Consider the following 16,775-nt stretch of genomic DNA (forward strand, 5'->3'; position numbering starts at 1 on the left):
TCTCCCGGCTTTCTTGACATAGCGGCAGGAAGCGTCATTTCCTTGACGGGCAAGAGGAGGCATTCCGGCGCCATGGCCATCGAGGACGACACCCTGCCGACGGAAGCGGACCTGGCCCTGGTCGTGCCGGCCTTCTATCAGAAGATCAGGCGGGATCCCCTGCTGGGCCCGGTGTTCGAGGCCGCCGTCGACGACTGGAACCATCATCTCGAACGGCTCGTCGCCTTCTGGTCTTCGGTGATCCTTTCCTCGGGCCGGTACAAGGGCAACCCGGTGGCCGTCCACGGCGCGATCGAACCGAAAATCACGCCGGAGATGTTCGGCCGCTGGCTGGAACTCTGGGATCAGACGACGACGGAACTGCTGCTTCCGGCCCGGGCCGAGGTCCTCCGGCAGAAGGCGCGGATGATCGCCGAAAGCCTCCAGCTCTCGCTCTATTTCAGGCTTGCCTGAACCCGGCACCTGCAATCCGGACGACCACGCTCGCCCAATCGTCGCATAGGGCGCTGGTCATGCGCTCCGAAGACGGCGAACACTGGACCACCCAGCCGGCCATATCCTTGCCCCGCCCGGACGGACGCCTACCGACCGCGCCAAGGGTCAGCATCCCAACGTGATCGTCGACGGGCGCGCCACGCGGACATAGTCGATCTGCTCGGTCGCCATCACGCCGAGTTCCAGCAGCCGACTGTTCCACCATGCTCTAGACCTTGGAGCGCGGCGGCCGATGGACGAGCGCTAGATCCCTAGACGAACTCGGCTTCGGTGCTACGGCGAATGGACAGGAGGCCGAGCAGGCTCAGTACCGCCGCCACCGATATATAGGCGCCGACGTAAAGCACGCCGCCCTTGTCCGCGAGCGTCTGCGCGATGGCCGGCGCGAAGCCGCCGCCGAAGATCCCGCCCACGTTGAAGGCGATGGATGAGCCGGTATAACGCACCCGGGCATCGAACATCTGCGGCAGGAGAGAGGCGATCGGGCCGTAGACGAAACCCATCGCGAACAGGCCCAGGCAGAGGAACCCCGCGATCGCCGCGAGCGAGCCGGCAGCGAACATCGGCCCCATGAGCAGACCGACCACGATCGCTCCCACGCAGCCGGCGATCAGCACGCCGCGCGAACTCCAGCGATCGGCCGCGTAGCCTGCCAGCACGATGCCGAGCGCCATGAACAGAATGGCGAAAAGCTGCACACCCAGGAAGCTCTGACGATCGTAGCCCAGCGTCTGGGTGCCGTAACCGAGTGCGAACGTGGTCGTGAGATAGTAGATCGCAAAGCAGGCGATCACGGCGAACGTGCCCGCCAGGGTCTGGCCCAGATGGCTGCGGAACAGTTCGACGATCGGGATCGATTTCGGCGGCGCCTCTTCCAGCGCAGCCTCGAAAGCCGGTGTTTCCGTCAGTTTCAGGCGGATCCACAGGCCCAGTCCCACGAGCACGGAACTGAGCAGGAAAGGAATGCGCCAGCCCCAGGCAAGGAACTGCGCGTCGCTCAACGTCATGCTGAAGATCAGGAACAGCCCGTTGGCGGCGATGAAGCCCACCGGCGCGCCGAGCTGCGGGAACATGCCGAAGCGCGCGCGCCATCCCGGCGGTGCATTCTCCACCGCCAGCAGCGCCGCGCCGCCCCACTCGCCGCCGAGACCCAGCCCTTGCGAGAAGCGCATCAGACACAGCAGCAGCGGGGCCAGCCAGCCGATGCTCTCGTACGTGGGCAGCAGGCCGATGATGACGGTCGCGCCGCCCATCAACAGCAGCGAGGCCACCAGCGTGGACTTGCGCCCGACCCGGTCCCCGAAGTGGCCGAACAGCGTGGCACCCACAGGCCGGGCCACGAAGGCGATGGCGAAGCTGGCGTAAGCGGCCAAGCGCTGTACCGAAGCCGATTCGGCCGGAAAGAACAGCGGTCCGAACACCAGGGCGGCGGCCGTGGCATAGATGTAGAAGTCGTAGAACTCGACCGCCGTGCCGACCAGGCTGGCCGTCAGCACCCGCGCATTCTTTCGATAGACGCTCACGCGGCGATCTCCGCTACGGACGTGCATGGCCCGATCGGTTCAACTGCTTCAAACAAGACTAGGCCCCCAGGAACCGCTCACAACCAAGCGGCCGCCCTTAAAGCAATTCCCCGGACGATGCAGCCTATATCGGCGTAATAAAATTACCCGGCGATGCTCGCTCAGGGCAGCCCCAGCGCCGTGCCGTTCCCCGAGGCTGCCGCCAGATCCGCACTGGCGGAAAGCCTGCGCATCCGGCCGTCCAGCAGGTTGAGCGCGACATTGGCTGCGGTCTCCTCGCGCGTGTTTACGAGGAACAGGTCGCTGGCGCCCATCTCGAAGCGCCGCCGCTCCGCCACCGCCATGGCATCCGCCCGCTGCCGCTCCTGCTCGGTCAGCGCGATCAGCTGCCCGGCGGCATCGAAAGCGATGAAGATCCCGTTCACTTCCGCCTGGATCTGCTCATCCAGCCACCTAGCGCGGGCGCGATTGGCGTCGAGTTCCGCCTGCGTCTGCATCAGCTTGCCCCGCGCGGCGCGCTGTTCGAGCGGTACGGAGAACGTGACTCCGAAGCGGACGTCGTTGCCGCTGCGCGAAGGGCCGCCAGGACCGATATCGCCGATGTCGCGGGCCACTTCCATATTGAGGTCGAGCCGGGGCAGCAGAGCATTGCGATCGAGCGCGAGGCGGTCCTGCACCAGCCTTGCCTTGAGTTGAGCCACCAGCAGGTCCGGCCGTTCTATATCCTGCGGCGCGCCCATGACCACCGGATCGGGCAAGACACCCGGCAACTGTTCCCGCCGTGGGATCCGGGGCGTCCCCTCGCCATCGCGCCAGTAAAGCGAGAGAGCGTTGGCAGCCGAAGCCAGCGCCTGCTCCGACTGAACGACCATGGCTTGTCGGCGCAGCACCATCTGATCGTTCTCGGTCAGAACGATGCGCGGGCGCAGACCGGCCTCGTAAGCGCGCTGCAGGCCGCGCTGGCGCTGCTGCGCAAGGTCGAGGAGTTGCCGATAGATCTTCAGCCGCTCGCCCGAAGCGATCCAGTTGAGATAGGCATCCAGCGCCTTGCGCTGCACGCCGATGGCGACCATCTGCCGCTCCGCATCCGCCACGGCGCGATCGGCATCCGCCGCCACGCGGCCGAAGCGGCGGTCGTCGATCATCCGGTCGCGCAGCAGGGAGAACACCGCGCCGGCCCGGATCTCTCCGAATTCATTGGTGTATTTCTTGTCCTCGTAGATCGGGAACCGGCCGCTGGACGCGCGGTAGCCACCGTAAACCTGCCCGCCCCAGTTCTCCAGCGGACGCGCGACCTTCGCGTCGGCGTAAGTGCCGCCATAGTAGCCGACGAGCCGCGATCCGCCCTCGGCGGTGAACACGGTATCGAAGGCGCCCTCCGCAGCCAGTCGCCGGCCGTCGGCAATGCGGGTGCGGGCGAGCGCCTCGATAATCTGCGGGGATTGCCTGGCGGAATTCGCGAGCAGATCGTCCAGTTCCAGGACCGGCGCATCCACCGGCGCCGGGTACGGGAGCGGCGCGATCTGCTGGGCGGCGGCGGGCACGCAGAGCGCGTAGAGCCCCGCCGCGAACAACCACGCCGAACGGCGCTTACTTCGCATTGCCGCCTTCCTTCTGCGCCGAGCCGCCTGACGTGCCCGCCCCTGCACTGCCGGTGTACGTCCCCGTATCGAGCGCGCTCACCGGATATTGCAGCGGGAAATCGTTGAGCAGGCGCCAGAGTTCGTAGCCGCTCGACACGGTGTCCATCATCACCCAGCCGCGAACTTTCGCGCCAAGGCGCACGAAAGGCTCGTTCGGCCAGGAACGCGCGCCCGGCTTCTGCTCCACCAGCACGCGGAACAGACCGTTCGCGGAGGCGGACACATCAATGGCCCGCACCTGACCGTCGAACATGCCCACGGCGACCGAGGGCCAGCCGCTGAACTGGATGGCCGGCCAGCCTTCGAACTCCAGCCGCACCGGACGTCCCGGGTAGATCAGCGGAACGTCGCGTCCGTCGACATAGAGTTCAACGACCCGCACCGCCTGTTCGGGCGCGAAAGTGGCGATCACGTCCCCTTCCTTCACCATCGTGGCACTGTCGCCGCCCAGAATGCGCAGGATACGGCCATCGCGCGGAGCATGGACCATCTGCACCGACTGGCGCTTGATGTTGATATCCAGACGGTTGCGGTCGGCCAGGCTCTTGGCGACCTTGGCGCCATAATCGGCCACCTTGATCTGCGCGAGTTCGAGATCGCGGCGCGGCGCCAGCCCCTCGCCGTAGAGCTGCTCCATGCGGCCGACGTCGCGCCGGGCCACGTCCATCGCCTGGCGGGTCGCTGCGATTTCGGCGTCCAGTTGCGCGCGCTCCGCCTGAAGACGCGCGATCAGGTTGGGATCGTTGTCGGCGATGCGGGCGATCCGATCGCCCTTCTTCACCAGTTCGCCATCGGTCACGTACCATTCCTCGACCCGGCCCGGCACGAGCGCGGTGATGTTCTGCACGCGGTCGCGCGGGTCGAGCGCGATGACCGAGCCGGTGCCGGTGGAGGTCTGCACCCATGGCACCAGGAGCAGGAACGCGATCGCGGCGATCATCGCGGTCAGCAGCATCCATCCCAGCACCCGCGCGGGGCGCGGCGGACGCAGGCTCTGGAGCGTCTTGAAATGGACGATATGTTCATCGCGGAAGGGCATGAAGACCTCCCTTCGCGGCATTGCGGGCGGCGGCGAAGGCCGCACGGTCCTGTGTCAGCAATTGGGAATCCCGTCCAAGCCAGAGCATGTGGTCGAACGCGAAAGCGTCGGGCCGGCAGGTGAAGACGATGATGGTCGTCTCCCGGTCGTCCAGCCGCTTCAGCGCGGCACGCAGTTCCTCCACCGGCACCATGTCGAACAGGGCCGAGAGAATGAGCACGCGGGGACGGGCCAGCAGCGCTCCGGCCAGCTTCAGCCGCATCGTCTCGGCGCGGGTCATCGGCCAGCCGGTCGAGGACAGGAGGCAGTCCATGCCGCCTTCGAGAGTGACGATCCGGTCGCCCAGGCCGACCACGTCCAGCACGTCCAGAACTTCCGAGGAATCCGCCTGCGGATTGGCGAGGCGCAAGTAGTCCCGGATGGTGATCTCGACGATATCCGGCCGATCGAGCACGATCACGTCGCTGCGCAGGCGATAGATGTTGAGCGCCGCGATATCCGCCCCGCCCAGGCTGATGAGCCCCTCGTCCGCCCGGTAATGGCGCTTGAGCAGACGGCTGAGCAGGCGGTCCACGCCCGGATCGCCGGCCGCCACGGCGTGCGTCCCCGAGGGAATGTCCAGATCGAAACGGGCGCGCCCGCCTTCCGCCGCAATCGCCACCCGGCGCAGCGACAGCGCTCCGTTGCGCGGCCGGGCATCGCCTTGGCCGCGCGGCGCGAGGTCTTCCACGGGAATGGCATGGAAGAGCGAGAGTTCCTCCACCGCTGCGACCAGGTCGTAGAAAGTGTCGAGATAAGGCCCAAGCTGCGCGGCGCCATAGAACACGCTCGAAAGGATCAGTTCCGCCGCGACGAGTTGACCGATCGAAAGCTGGCCGCGAATGACCAGCCAGCCGCCCAGCGCCAGCAGGGCCGCGCTGGCCAGGGCATAGAGCAGCAGCAGAGCCACGCTCTGCGGGAAGGTCGAACTGAAATGCTCGCGGTGCGCATCGATGTAAGCCGCCGTGCGCATCTCCGACATGTCCATCGCATAGTCGAGATGGCGGCTCGATTTGTAGAAGCCGTTGGAGGCGCCCACGCTCTCCAGCCAATGCGCCGTCTCGTACTTGCGGTGACTCAGCGCCACGCCGCTTTCCATCGCGCTGCGCGCCCAGATCTTCCAGATCAGGTAAACCGCCAGGACGAACAGCAAGTTGAACGCCAGAAACACCGGGTGGTAGAACGAGGTGACGATGAAGCCGATCATCGCCTGGAAGAAGATCGTAAACCCGCCGATCAGCAGCGAGGGGATCGCCTTCTGAACGTTCGCGATCTCGAAGAAGCGGTTGAACAGGTCGCTGCGCCGCTCGTCTTGGAAGAAGGGGTTCTGGGCATGGACCGCCTGCAGGGTGATCTCCGCCACCGAACGCGCGAAAAGGCGCCTGCGGAAGATCTCCATCACATAGCTGCGCAGCGCGCCCAGCAGCGACCACAGCGCCAGAAGCCCGAACAGCACGGCCGCCAGCGTGAACAGCGGCACGGGCAGCGCCGTATTCGCCACCGAGTTGATCAGCATCTGCACCGAGATCGGGGTGGCGAGCGACAGCAGGCCGATCGCGGCGCCGTAGATCATCGCCATCGTCATGAAGGGGCGGTCCGGCGCCAGCACGCCGCGTGCCCAGTTCATGAATGTGCCCCAATCTATCCGTCCTTGGGGACCGGCTGCCATCGACGTTTCTTCCTCTTCAACGGGGCGCCTCGGGCGCCCGAACGAACGTCTTGGCAGAGAGGAATGCTCAGGCCGGGGCGGATGCACTCCAGGGTCGCCGCAACGCGACCGGGGCCTCTATCGCCTGATCTGTTGGGATGGATGTATTGCGCGTTACAATGCGTGTCTAAACGCACGGACGGGAGACGACGGACGTTCCCCCCGGGGCAGGACGAACCGCGCTCCGGCGCGCTGCCTGCTACGGATCAGATCGTGCACCGTAGTTAGACGTATGCCCCGGTTAGACAATCAGTACGGGATCGGGATTAGCCTGCCGAGATGATCGTCAGCAATTCCTGAGACTCGATGCGCGATGATGCTGGCCTGGCGCTTGAACGCGGTGACATTCCCATGACGCTCGTGTCGCGAAGGGAAAACTGGTCTGCCCGCCACGCGACGGCCATTGCCATTGCCATCGCCATCATCACCGCCAGCTTCCTGTTCGCAGCTCTGATCTTCATCAGCCAGAGCGCCTCGGCCGATCGGGCCAGAGGCTGGGTGGAGCATACCTACACGGTCCGTCGCCACATCTCGCTCCTGCAGAACCTCTATCAAGGCGCTCAAGCTGCGCAGCCCGGCTATCTCCTGACCGGCGACCCCGGCTTTCTCCAGTCCTATCGCGATGCTCTGCGCGACAGCAAAAACGCCTCTCCGAGCGATACCCGGACACCGATGCGCCGGTCGATCCGGCAGGAACTGGCGCTGCTGCGCCGCATGACCGCCGACAATCCATCCCAGCGCGCCAATCTCGACGAACTGGAGGTGAGAAGCCAGGCCCTGCTCGACCATCTGGCGGCGGGCGTAGAGAAACGCACGACCGGACGGGCGGCCACGATCGAGGACGAGCTGAAACAGGGCGCCGCGCTCATGGCGCGGGTCGGCGAACAGCTCGCCATCATGACGGCAGAGGAACAGCATCTGCTGAAGCAGCGACAGGAGATCGACGCTGCCAACCTCGATCACAACAAGTGGCTGACAGGAGGCATCTCGCTGGCGTCCTATCTGGGCATGGTCCTGGCCGTCTGGTTCTATCAGCGCAGCCGCGGCCGTTCGCTCGCTCAGGAAAGGCTGTACACGCAGGAACTGGAAAGGCGCGAGGAAGAACTGAAGGTCCAGCAGGAAGAACTGAAGGCGTCGAACGAGGAAATCGAGGCCTCCAACGAGGAACTGGAGGAAAAGACCTGCGCGCTGGAGGAGCAGAACGAGCGAATCCAGGCACAGGCCGACGATCTCGAGGCCGCGAAACGCCTGGTCGAGCAGAAAGTGCGGGAGGTCGAACAGTCATCGAAATACAAGTCCGAATTCCTTGCCAACATGAGCCATGAGTTGCGCACGCCGCTCAACTCGCTGCTGATCCTGTCGCGCAGCCTGGCCGCCAACGAGACGGGCAACCTTACCGAGGAGCAGGCGGAGGAGGCGCGCGTGATCCACAGTGGCGGCCTGGAACTGCTCAACCTCATCAACGACATCCTCGACCTGTCCAAGGTCGAAGCCGGCAAGATCCATGTCATGGCCGCGGATATGCCCGTGGATGCCCTGGTCGCGCGCCTTCGCGCGAGTTTCGAGCCGGTGTCCCGTGACAAGGGAGTCGCTTTCCAGATCGAGCGCGATCCCCTGCTTCCCGCGAATCTCCATACGGACGCCCAGCGGGTGGAACAGATCCTCAAGAACCTGCTGTCCAATGCCTTCAAGTTCACCGCACGCGGCGCGGTCACTCTGGCTCTGAGGCGCGTGTCGGAAGACGAGACGCTGCAGCGGGCCGAACTCGATCCGGCCCATACCGTGGCTCTGGCCGTGACCGACACGGGCATCGGCATAGAAGAAGGCAAGCTGAAGGACATCTTCGAAGCGTTTCAGCAGGAAGACGGATCCATCGATCGTCACTACGGCGGCACGGGCCTGGGCCTCACCATCGCGCGCAAGTTCGCGCAAGTTCTCGGCGGAGAGATCCACGTCCGCAGCGTCAAGGGAGAGGGATCGACCTTCACGCTCTACCTGCCCGCAGGACAAGTGGAGCGGTTGGCTGCGCCTGTCGCGCCGGTAGCGGCCCTGCCCGATCCGCCGAACGATGTTCTCCCTGCGCCCAGGCCCTTCGTAGAAGACGATCGCCAGGCGATCATCCCCGGTGAGCGGATCCTGCTGGTCATCGAGGACGATCGGGCTTTCGCCATGACCCTGATGAAGACGGCGCGAGCGCGCGGTTACAAAGTCCTGGTCGCCGATAACGGCATGACGGGTCTCATGCTGGCGGCCGATCATCCGGTGACGGCCATCCTTCTCGATCTTCGCCTTCCCGACATGAACGGGCTGCGCGTTCTGGATCAGCTCAAGCATGGGCTGAACACCCGGCACATCCCCGTGCACGTCATTTCCGCGATCGACGAGGGCGACGTTCCGGCAACGCCGCGCGGGGCGGCCTTGGGCTATCTGGCGAAGCCGGTAAGCGAGGAAGACCTCGACCGCGCCTTCGTCCGCATCGAGACGGTGCTGGAGACCGAGATAAAACGCGTGCTCCTGATCGAGGATGACCGGGCGACGCAAACGGCCATCCGCAGCCTCCTCGCCCACAAACGGATCGAGATCGTCGTCTGCGAAACCGGCACCGCAGCGCTCCAGCAGATGGCCTCTGGCGACTTCGGCTGCGTCATTCTCGACCTGAGCTTGCCGGACATGACCGGCTTCGAGTGGCTCCAAGCGGCGGAAGACCTGGAAGGCCATCGTCCGCCGGTCATCGTTCATACCGCGCGCGACCTCACCGAGGAGGAAAACCGCAGCCTGGTGCAATATACCGAAAGCGTCATCATCAAGGGAGCCTCCTCGCCGGAGCGCCTGCTCGATGAAGTGACCTTGTTCCTGCACAGCGTGGAATCCAGCCTCTCGCACCAGCAGCGAGCTCTCATCCGCATGCACCACGACCCGGACGAGGCCCTGAAGGACCGGACGATCCTGCTGGTCGACGACGATATGCGAAACACTTTCGCCTTGTCCAAGGCGCTCAAGAAGCATGGTCTAACCCTCGTCATTGCCGACAACGGGCAGATGGCGCTCGACAGCCTGCGCGAGAACCCGCGGATCGAACTGGTGATCATGGATGTGATGATGCCCGTGATGGACGGCTATCAGGCCATCCGGGAAATTCGCAGGAATCGGGAATGGGCGAACCTGCCGATCGTCGCCCTCACCGCGCGCGCGATGCCGGGAGAGGCGGAGAGCTGCATCGAGGCAGGAGCCAACGATTACATGACCAAGCCGGTCGACATCGACCGGTTGCTGACGCTGCTGCGGATCTGGCTGTTCCGCCAGGAGCAGGCGGCATGATACCGGATGCCACCGCCCGCCGCCCGCTGCCCGGCGCGCTTCCCGATAGTGCCGATACGTCCCCGGAACCTGCCGGGCGCGAGGTCGGCGCCATCGAGATATCGTTGCTGCTGGAAGCGATACGCCGGCGCTGGGGTTACGACTTCGCCCACTATTCCCCTGCCTCTCTTCGTCGCCGCCTCGACCAGGCGCGCAAGGCGGCAGGCCTCGCGCATCTCGGCGATCTGCTCTCGCCCATCCTGCACGACCGGGACTTCTTCGACCGGCTGCTCAGCTTCCTGTCGGTGACGGTAACGGAAATGTTCCGCGATCCGCCCTGCTACCGGGCCATACGCGACAGCCTGGTGCCGGTGCTCAAGACCTATCCTTTCATCAAGATCTGGTGCGCCGGCTGCGCGACGGGCGAGGAAGTCTATTCGCTTGCGATACTCTTGCACGAGGAAGGCTACCTCGACCGGACGCGCCTCTACGCCACCGATTTCAACAAGATCTCCCTCGATACCGCCGAGAAAGGCATCTATCCCGAGCGGCTCATGCCGGTCTACGCCGCCAATCACCGGCAATCCGGCGGAAGGGCCGCATTTTCGGACTATTATACGCCGAGCTATGGGTTCGCGCGGATGAAGAGCTTCCTCCGCGACCGGATTACCTTCTCGTACCACAACCTCGTGACGGACGGGGTATTCGGCGAGATGAACCTGATCTCTTGCCGGAACGTCCTCATCTATTTCGACAAGACCTTGCAAGACCGTGTCCTCGACCTGTTCACCGGCGCGCTGCGCCATGGCGGCTATCTGTGGCTGGGGACGAAGGAGAGCCTGATGTTCTCGGCCGTCGCGCCGCTCTACGACGCCGTGGACAGCCGTCAGAAGATCTACCGGAAGAAAGCCTGACGGCATGTGTCCGGGCGGGACTGAAACGACCGAAATGCCTCGCCGTGGAGGCAGGATCGCGGCGCAGGATCACGGCGCAGGATCACGAAGGGAGGAGAGCGGCATGACGAGCACGATGCTCCGGCAACCGGTGACCGGGCCGGACGCCCTGGCAGAGAATGTCCCGAAGATTCTTCTCGTCGACGATCGCTGGGAGAACCTGCTGGCGACCGAAAAGGTGCTCAGGCCGCTGCCGGCGCGGATCTTCAAGGCGTCTTCCGGGAACGAGGCGCTGTCCCTGGTGCTGCGCCATCGCTTCGCCATCGTCCTTCTCGACGTGCAGATGCCCGAGATGGACGGTTTCGAAACGGCCATGCTGATGCAGGAGCACGAGGGCATGGCCGGGGTGCCGATCATTTTCGTCACGGCCATTTCCAAGGAGGAAAAATACGCCTCGAGAGCGGCCGAGATCGGCGCGGTGGACTACATCTTCAAACCGATCAATCCTGACATCCTCAAGAGCAAAGTCGCGGTCTACATCGACCTCTACCTGCAGCGCGAGCAGATCCTGCGTCTCAATGCCGTGCTCTCGCAGTCGAACGAGGAACTGGAGCGCTTCGCCTATATATGCTCCCACGACATGCAGGAACCGGTCCGCATGATGAACGCCTTCGCCGGTCTCCTGGCCGAGCACGCGGCAGAGAAGCTGGATGATGGCAGCAGGCGGTACCTGAACTTCATTCTCGACAATGCGCGGCGCATGCAGAAGATGATCAACGACATTCTCACTTTCTCCCGCGTCGGACGCGAGGATATCATCGTGGAAACCGTCGATTGCGAAGCCGTGCTGGCAGAGGTCCTCTCGGAATTCGAGGACCAGATCAGGGAAACGGATGCGCAAGTGACCTATGGCCACCTGCCGCGACTGGAAGCCAGTTCCACGCTCGTTCGGATCCTCTTCCAGAACCTGATCGGGAACGCGCTCAAATATCAGGACGGCAATCGTCGTCCCGAAGTGGAGATCGCGGCCGTCAGGCAGCGCCATGCCTGGCGGTTTGCAGTGAAGGACAACGGCATCGGCATCGACGAGACCTTCCGGTCGCGGATCTTCACCATCTTCCAGCGGCTGCACCGCAAGGAGGATTACCCCGGAACCGGCATCGGCCTGTCCACCTGCCGCAAGTTCATCCAGCTCTACGGCGGCGAGATCGATTTCGTCTCGGCGCCGGGGGAAGGAACGACCTTCCAATTCACACTCCCGGTCAAGGAGGCCCCGCTGCCATGAAGCCGTTCAAGATACTGGTCGTCGAGGACAATGAAGGCGACGTCGAAATGACGCAGCGGGCATTGGCGAAATCGCCGCATCCCTGTTCGCTGACCATCGCCAACGACGGGATGCATGCTCTCGAACTGCTTCGGCCGGAACCCGGCACGGGCGCGCCGCTTATCCCGCAGCTCATTCTCCTCGACATCAACATGCCGCGAATGGACGGCAAGGATCTGCTCGTGGCGGTGAAGTCCGATCCCGGACTGCGCCACATCCCCGTCGTCATGTTCACCTCGTCCGAATCCCCCACGGATATCCGGGAGTGCTACGAGCGTCACGCGAGTTGCTACGTGGTCAAACCCTTCAACAGCGGCAAATATACCCAGGCCCTGCACGATGTCGTGAATTTCTGGGGTACGATCAGCCGACTTCCCCATTGAGCGCGCCGCCGGTCGGGGACGGACCGAAGGGGCACTTGCCAGCGGCGCTGCGAAGCCTATTGGTCGGGGATCCTTGACGATGGAGCATGACCGGCTCGATGAAAAGCCTGCTCACTTTCCCTCCGGCGCTGGCACTGGCGGCTTTTCTGCCGGGCACGGCTTTCGCGCAGGGCGCGATCGAAACCTTGATCGGACATGTGGACGTACTTTCGGACGGGGAGGCGCAGATCGACGTCCGCCTGCTCAACACCGGGGCAAGCGATGCCGAAGCCAGCGTGCCGGAACGCGTCGAAGCGCGGCTCGCGCGGCCGGGCGCCCTGGGCGAGGGACGCACCGTTACGCTGCGGCGAGACAGCGCCACCCCTGCCACGGTCACGGTGGCGCCCGGACGTTTCGCCAGCGTGCGATACCGGCTGGATCGCGCCGGTTTCCAGAACGGCGCCGCGCTTTCCGTTCCTTTCTGGGGCGGTCAAGCGGTGACCCTTCCGGCGGGGGGTCCCCCTGCGGTTCCTGCGGCCACTTTTGCAAACAGCGCGGCGCAAGCAGAGGCGCCGCCCACGCCGCCGCCTAGCGATCGCACCGTGGGCAATGCCTTCATAGAGAACCTGAGCGCCTATGAGCCGATCTATGCCGTCTACGGTCCGGGCACCAATAGCGAAGCGCGCATACAGATCAGTTTCAAATACCAACTGTTCGGAAGCCAGGCCGGCGAAGGGCGACGGCATTGGCGCGACGGTTTCTACTTCGCCTATACGCAGCGGATGTTCTGGGATCTCGGCGCGAACTCCTCGCCGTTCCGCAACATCGATTTTCAGCCGGAAATCTTCTATGTCACGCCGCCCAAGGCCTTGTCGGACCAGACCACCGTAAGCGCCCAGATCGGCCTGCGGCACGAGTCGAACGGGCGGGATGGGACTTTCTCGCGCAGCCTCAACACCGTCTACCTGGCTCCGATGGCGGCGTTCTCGCTGGGCGAGGACCTGCGCCTGACGGTGGCGCCGCGCGCGTGGCTCTACCTGGGCGACCTTTCGGATAACCCGGATATCCGGCGCTATCGGGGGAACACCGGAGTCTCCGTCGAAATCGGCCAGGAGAATGGGCTGCGGCTGTCCACCTCCAGCCGCTTCAACCTGGGCAGCGGGAAAGGCTCCGTGGCTGCGGATCTGTCCTATCCCTTGCGCCGCATTCTGGGAGGGGGGCCGGATTTCTACCTTTTCGGCCAGACTTTCACAGGGTACGGCGAGAACCTTCTGGACTACAACCGGCGCATGACCCGCCTGCGGATCGGCGTGGCACTGGTGCGGTAGGACAGCCAAAAGCGGTACAGATGCTGACCCGCAACCTTGAGGGTTCCGGTTCGTTGCCGCTTGCATGCATGATTCCCGCGCTGGACGACCCGCGATCCCCCTCGACAGCAGGATCTTCGGCTATGGACCGATGCTGCCCTTCGTGGCGGGCGCACTGGCCTGCTGGTTCGTTCCGCGCTGGAGCGGCGTCGCGGTCGACCTGACGATCATCTGGGGCGCCTTGATCCTGGCCTTCCTCGGCGGCGTGCGGCGCGGTTTCGGCTTCGGTGATCCGGCAGCCTCGACCAGGGCTGAAATCCTGACGATGATGGTCTACGTGTCGCTTGGCGGTCTCGCTCTCATCCTGGCGACCGCAGGATCGCCTGTCACGGCCCTCGCGGTTCTTGCCGCAGGCTATATCGTCGTACCGATCGCGGATACCATAGGCGCCGCGAAAGGCGATGTTCCCGCCTACTTCGCGGCGCTGCGCCCGAAACAGATGAGCATTGCGATCGTCTCGCTCCTGGCGATCCTGGTGAAGATCTCGCTGTCTTAGAGCGGTTTCCGATCCGATTGCATCGGATCAACCACTCCAACTTTCTGGTTCGATGCATTTTCCGAGCCATCAGGTGATTCCACCTGATTAGAAAAAGCTATAGCGGAACGCGTCCAGCATCGCAGCTCGCCGCGAAATTCTCTCCAGCCCCCGCAATGTCAGGTGGGGCGCGACAACCCGCCGCGCTCGGACGGCGCCATTCATTCGAGGGTCACTCTCTTTCGTCCATCGCCGCGCCCACGATGCCGCCTTCGCACCTGTCGGTAGCGTCGCGGCTGCATCACGAAAAAGGAGAAAGAAGTGCACAAGGCCATCATCGTCGCCATCGCAGCCAGCGTCGTACTGGGAGGATGCGCCAGCGACCGGGCGGAGCGGCGCGCCGCCACGCGCGGGGCGCTCATCGGCGCGGCGGGCGGTGCGGCCCTTTCCGCGATTGCCGGGGGCGACGCCGCCCAGGGCGCCGCGATCGGGGCGGCGGCCGGCGCGGCTATCGGCTACATAACCGAGGACGGGAAGCGGCGCGAAGTCTATCGCGGATCGGACGGCCGCCGCTACTGGTACGACGACAGAGGCCGCCGCCACCGCTACTAAGAGACCGGGCGGACGGTTGAAGGCGGCGGCACGTCCCCGCCTTTTCCCGGCCTCCGCCTTTTCGAGATCGCCCTCCGCCGGGATCGCCGCAGCCTTTTTCCGAAGGCCGAAACGATCGGGCCAGCAACGGTTGCCAGGCGGCGCCTCGGAACGGGCGTGACGCCGGGACGTTATGATAGGCGGACCGACCACGCGGAGAATGGAAGTGCAGCGCACGATCGGATTTGCGGCGGGCGCGGCTTGCGCCGTCGCTTTGGGCCTCTTCGCGGCAGGAAATACGCCTACCCGCATGGTCGGCATCGCGGAAGACCGGCCCGAAAGCCCAGCGTGGCAATCGCCGGAGCCGGAACCTGCGACGGAATACTATGGCGAAAGCTACGCCTCTAGTTGGCTGTCCCCTGCCGCCGACACGTCATCGTCACGTTTCCGCGATGAGACGGACGATTATACCGGCGCGGGGATGGTCTATGCCTATCCCGATCCGGTGTACGATCCGGAGCAGGACGTCATGACGGATGCTTCCTTCGTCTTGCCCGGAAGCGAGGACAGCGCCGATCTTGTCGCCGCATCGGCAGAGCAGGCCGCCCAGGACGTGCAGGAAGCCCTGGCATCACCCGCGACCGCGTCTGCCTCGGCGACGGAGCGACCGGCAGCCCTCCCCGCCGCTACAACGACGCCCACCGCCGCGACCCGGCAACTGGCCGGCGCCCAGCGCTAGAATGGTTTCCGATCCGATTGCATCGGATCGACCGCTCCAACTTTCTGGTTTGACGCATGGTCCGAGTCATCAGGTGATTCCACCTGATTAGAAAATGCTCTAGTCATCTGGAACTAAAGTAAGCTTCATTGTATGTTGTGTGTGCGACAAGAGGAGCGCAGCATGGCGAATGCGAGCGGACGGCCGACGGCACCGGTGGTTTTGGAGCCTGAAGAACGTGAGTATTTGGAGCGGCAGGTCCGGCGGCGGCGGGTATCCCGCTCGATATCGGAGCGGTGTCGGATCATCCTACGCTGCGCGGACGGCATCCAAAGCAAGGTCGTAGCGGCGGAGTTGGGAGTGCATGAGCACACCGTCGGCAAGTGGCGCCGGCGCTTTCTCAAGGATCGTATCGAAGGGCTGCTGGACGAGGCTCGACCAGGCAGGCCCAGATCGATCGCGGACGATCAGGTGGCGGCCGTGATCGAGCGGACGCTGCGTTCAAAGCCCGATGACGCGACCCACTGGTCGATCCGCTCGATGGCAGGAGAAACTGGCTTCTCACACACGACGATCCGACGCATCTGGACCGCCTTCGGACTTCAGCCGCATCGCTCGGAGACGTTCAAGCTGTCGAGCGATCCGCTGTTCGTCGACAAGGTCCGCGATATCGTCGGTCTGTATTTGTCGCCGCCCAACCGAGCGTTGGTGCTCAGCGTGGACGAGAAGAGCCAGATTCAAGCTCTCGATCGCGAGCAGCCGGTCCTTCCGATGATGCCTGGCATGCCGGAGCGCCGCACGCACAGCTATGTCCGTCATGGCACGACCTCACTCTTCGCAGCGCTCGATATTGCCTCGGGCTTTGTCATCGGCAAATGCTACAAGCGTCACCGCGCCACCGAGTTTCTCGACTTCCTCAAACAGATCGACGCGCAGGTACCGCGCGACCTCGATGTCCACATCATCATGGACAATTACGCCACTCACAAGACCGCGTTGGTCCGGGCATGGCTCGCCCGTCGCCCGCACTACCATGTCCATTTCACGCCAACCTCGGCATCCTGGATCAACCAGGTCGAACGCTGGTTTGCCGAGCTTACCCGCAAGCAGTTACGCCGCGGAGTTCATACCTCCACGAGCGAACTGGAGCAGGACATCCGAACCTTCATCGAACGTCACAATCAGAACCCAAAGCCGTACCGATGGACAAAGTCGGCAGACGAGATCCTCGCCTCGGTCAAGCGCTTCTGCCAGACCGCAGAACGCACATTATGTGGCGAACTTTAGATTCAGATGACTAG

The 16,775-nt window shown here is 64.3% G+C and carries 14 protein-coding genes; 10 read left to right on the forward strand and 4 right to left on the reverse strand.

Going from position 1 to position 16,775, the window contains the following annotated elements; all coding sequences use genetic code 11:
• The first annotated feature begins 72 nt into the window (after positions 1-72).
• Positions 73-453, forward strand: a complete 381-nt coding sequence (locus tag L284_RS33410; protein ID WP_021233667.1) for a group III truncated hemoglobin — start codon at positions 73-75, stop codon at positions 451-453.
• 293 nt (positions 454-746) lie between these two features.
• Here the strand turns inward: L284_RS33410 and L284_RS33415 are convergent, their stop codons facing one another.
• From L284_RS33415 to L284_RS33430, 4 genes are all read right to left on the reverse strand, one after another.
• Positions 747-2,018 carry an MFS transporter gene (locus L284_RS33415; RefSeq protein ID WP_031341918.1) on the reverse strand — a complete coding sequence of 424 codons (1,272 nt, stop codon included), beginning with the start codon at positions 2,016-2,018 and terminating at the stop codon, positions 747-749.
• 161 nt (positions 2,019-2,179) lie between these two features.
• The gene (locus tag L284_RS33420) at positions 2,180-3,619 is read right to left on the reverse strand and encodes a TolC family protein (RefSeq protein WP_031341920.1); all 1,440 of its coding nucleotides are present in this window, start codon (positions 3,617-3,619) and stop codon (positions 2,180-2,182) included.
• Positions 3,609-4,700 (reverse strand): HlyD family secretion protein, encoded by a 1,092-nt coding sequence (locus L284_RS33425; RefSeq protein ID WP_021233670.1) that lies wholly within the window; start codon positions 4,698-4,700, stop codon positions 3,609-3,611. Before L284_RS33425 ends, L284_RS33420 begins: the two co-directional genes overlap by 11 nt.
• On the reverse strand, positions 4,684-6,366 hold the full coding sequence (locus tag L284_RS33430) for an ABC transporter transmembrane domain-containing protein (RefSeq protein WP_021233671.1): 1,683 nt from the start codon (positions 6,364-6,366) through the stop codon (positions 4,684-4,686). The genes L284_RS33425 and L284_RS33430 overlap by 17 nt, the downstream gene beginning before the upstream one ends.
• Positions 6,367-6,753: 387 nt before the next feature.
• Here L284_RS33430 and L284_RS33435 point away from each other — a divergent pair, with 387 nt between their 5' ends.
• The 9 genes from L284_RS33435 (at position 6,754) to L284_RS33475 (ending at position 16,761) form a co-directional block, all read left to right on the forward strand.
• A complete protein-coding gene (locus L284_RS33435) occupies positions 6,754-9,765 on the forward strand; it encodes a response regulator (protein ID WP_021233672.1) in 3,012 nt (1,003 codons plus the stop codon).
• Positions 9,762-10,658 (forward strand): CheR family methyltransferase, encoded by an 897-nt coding sequence (locus L284_RS33440; protein WP_021233673.1) that lies wholly within the window; start codon positions 9,762-9,764, stop codon positions 10,656-10,658. Before L284_RS33435 ends, L284_RS33440 begins: the two co-directional genes overlap by 4 nt.
• A 103-nt stretch (positions 10,659-10,761) precedes the next feature.
• Positions 10,762-11,922, forward strand: a complete 1,161-nt coding sequence (locus L284_RS33445) for a sensor histidine kinase (protein ID WP_021233674.1) — start codon at positions 10,762-10,764, stop codon at positions 11,920-11,922.
• Positions 11,919-12,344: a response regulator gene (locus L284_RS33450; RefSeq protein WP_021233675.1), complete on the forward strand. Its 426-nt coding sequence runs from the start codon at positions 11,919-11,921 to the stop codon at positions 12,342-12,344. The genes L284_RS33445 and L284_RS33450 overlap by 4 nt, the downstream gene beginning before the upstream one ends.
• Positions 12,345-12,430: 86 nt before the next feature.
• Positions 12,431-13,651 (forward strand): phospholipase A, encoded by a 1,221-nt coding sequence (locus tag L284_RS33455; RefSeq protein ID WP_021233676.1) that lies wholly within the window; start codon positions 12,431-12,433, stop codon positions 13,649-13,651.
• Between the two features lie 64 nt (positions 13,652-13,715).
• Positions 13,716-14,186, forward strand: a complete 471-nt coding sequence (locus L284_RS33460; protein ID WP_031341927.1) for a DUF3429 domain-containing protein — start codon at positions 13,716-13,718, stop codon at positions 14,184-14,186.
• Positions 14,187-14,486: 300 nt separating this feature from the next.
• Positions 14,487-14,777, forward strand: a complete 291-nt coding sequence (locus tag L284_RS33465; protein WP_021233678.1) for a YMGG-like glycine zipper-containing protein — start codon at positions 14,487-14,489, stop codon at positions 14,775-14,777.
• Positions 14,778-14,982: 205 nt separating this feature from the next.
• The gene (locus L284_RS33470) at positions 14,983-15,495 is read left to right on the forward strand and encodes a hypothetical protein (RefSeq protein ID WP_152524639.1); all 513 of its coding nucleotides are present in this window, start codon (positions 14,983-14,985) and stop codon (positions 15,493-15,495) included.
• Positions 15,496-15,657: 162 nt separating this feature from the next.
• Positions 15,658-16,761: an IS630 family transposase gene (locus L284_RS33475; protein ID WP_031341929.1), complete on the forward strand. Its 1,104-nt coding sequence runs from the start codon at positions 15,658-15,660 to the stop codon at positions 16,759-16,761.
• The last annotated feature ends 14 nt before the right edge of the window (positions 16,762-16,775 follow it).

It is taken from the genome of Novosphingobium lindaniclasticum LE124 (genome assembly GCF_000445125.1).
Classification (GTDB): domain Bacteria; phylum Pseudomonadota; class Alphaproteobacteria; order Sphingomonadales; family Sphingomonadaceae; genus Novosphingobium; species Novosphingobium lindaniclasticum.

Bases quoted from the DNA above. Each gene is read 5' to 3' on its own strand.
- L284_RS33420 (WP_031341920.1), bottom strand. From the start codon at position 3,619: ATGCGAAGTAAGCGCCGTTCGGCGTGGTTGTTCGCGGCGGGGCTCTAC.
- L284_RS33455 (WP_021233676.1), top strand. From the start codon at position 12,431: ATGACCGGCTCGATGAAAAGCCTGCTCACTTTCCCTCCGGCGCTGGCA.
- L284_RS33460 (WP_031341927.1), top strand. From the start codon at position 13,716: ATGCATGATTCCCGCGCTGGACGACCCGCGATCCCCCTCGACAGCAGG.
- L284_RS33435 (WP_021233672.1), top strand. From the start codon at position 6,754: ATGCGCGATGATGCTGGCCTGGCGCTTGAACGCGGTGACATTCCCATG.
- L284_RS33445 (WP_021233674.1), top strand. From the start codon at position 10,762: ATGACGAGCACGATGCTCCGGCAACCGGTGACCGGGCCGGACGCCCTG.
- L284_RS33440 (WP_021233673.1), top strand. From the start codon at position 9,762: ATGATACCGGATGCCACCGCCCGCCGCCCGCTGCCCGGCGCGCTTCCC.
- L284_RS33425 (WP_021233670.1), bottom strand. From the start codon at position 4,700: ATGCCCTTCCGCGATGAACATATCGTCCATTTCAAGACGCTCCAGAGC.
- L284_RS33430 (WP_021233671.1), bottom strand. From the start codon at position 6,366: ATGAACTGGGCACGCGGCGTGCTGGCGCCGGACCGCCCCTTCATGACG.
- L284_RS33450 (WP_021233675.1), top strand. From the start codon at position 11,919: ATGAAGCCGTTCAAGATACTGGTCGTCGAGGACAATGAAGGCGACGTC.
- L284_RS33410 (WP_021233667.1), top strand. From the start codon at position 73: ATGGCCATCGAGGACGACACCCTGCCGACGGAAGCGGACCTGGCCCTG.
- L284_RS33475 (WP_031341929.1), top strand. From the start codon at position 15,658: ATGGCGAATGCGAGCGGACGGCCGACGGCACCGGTGGTTTTGGAGCCT.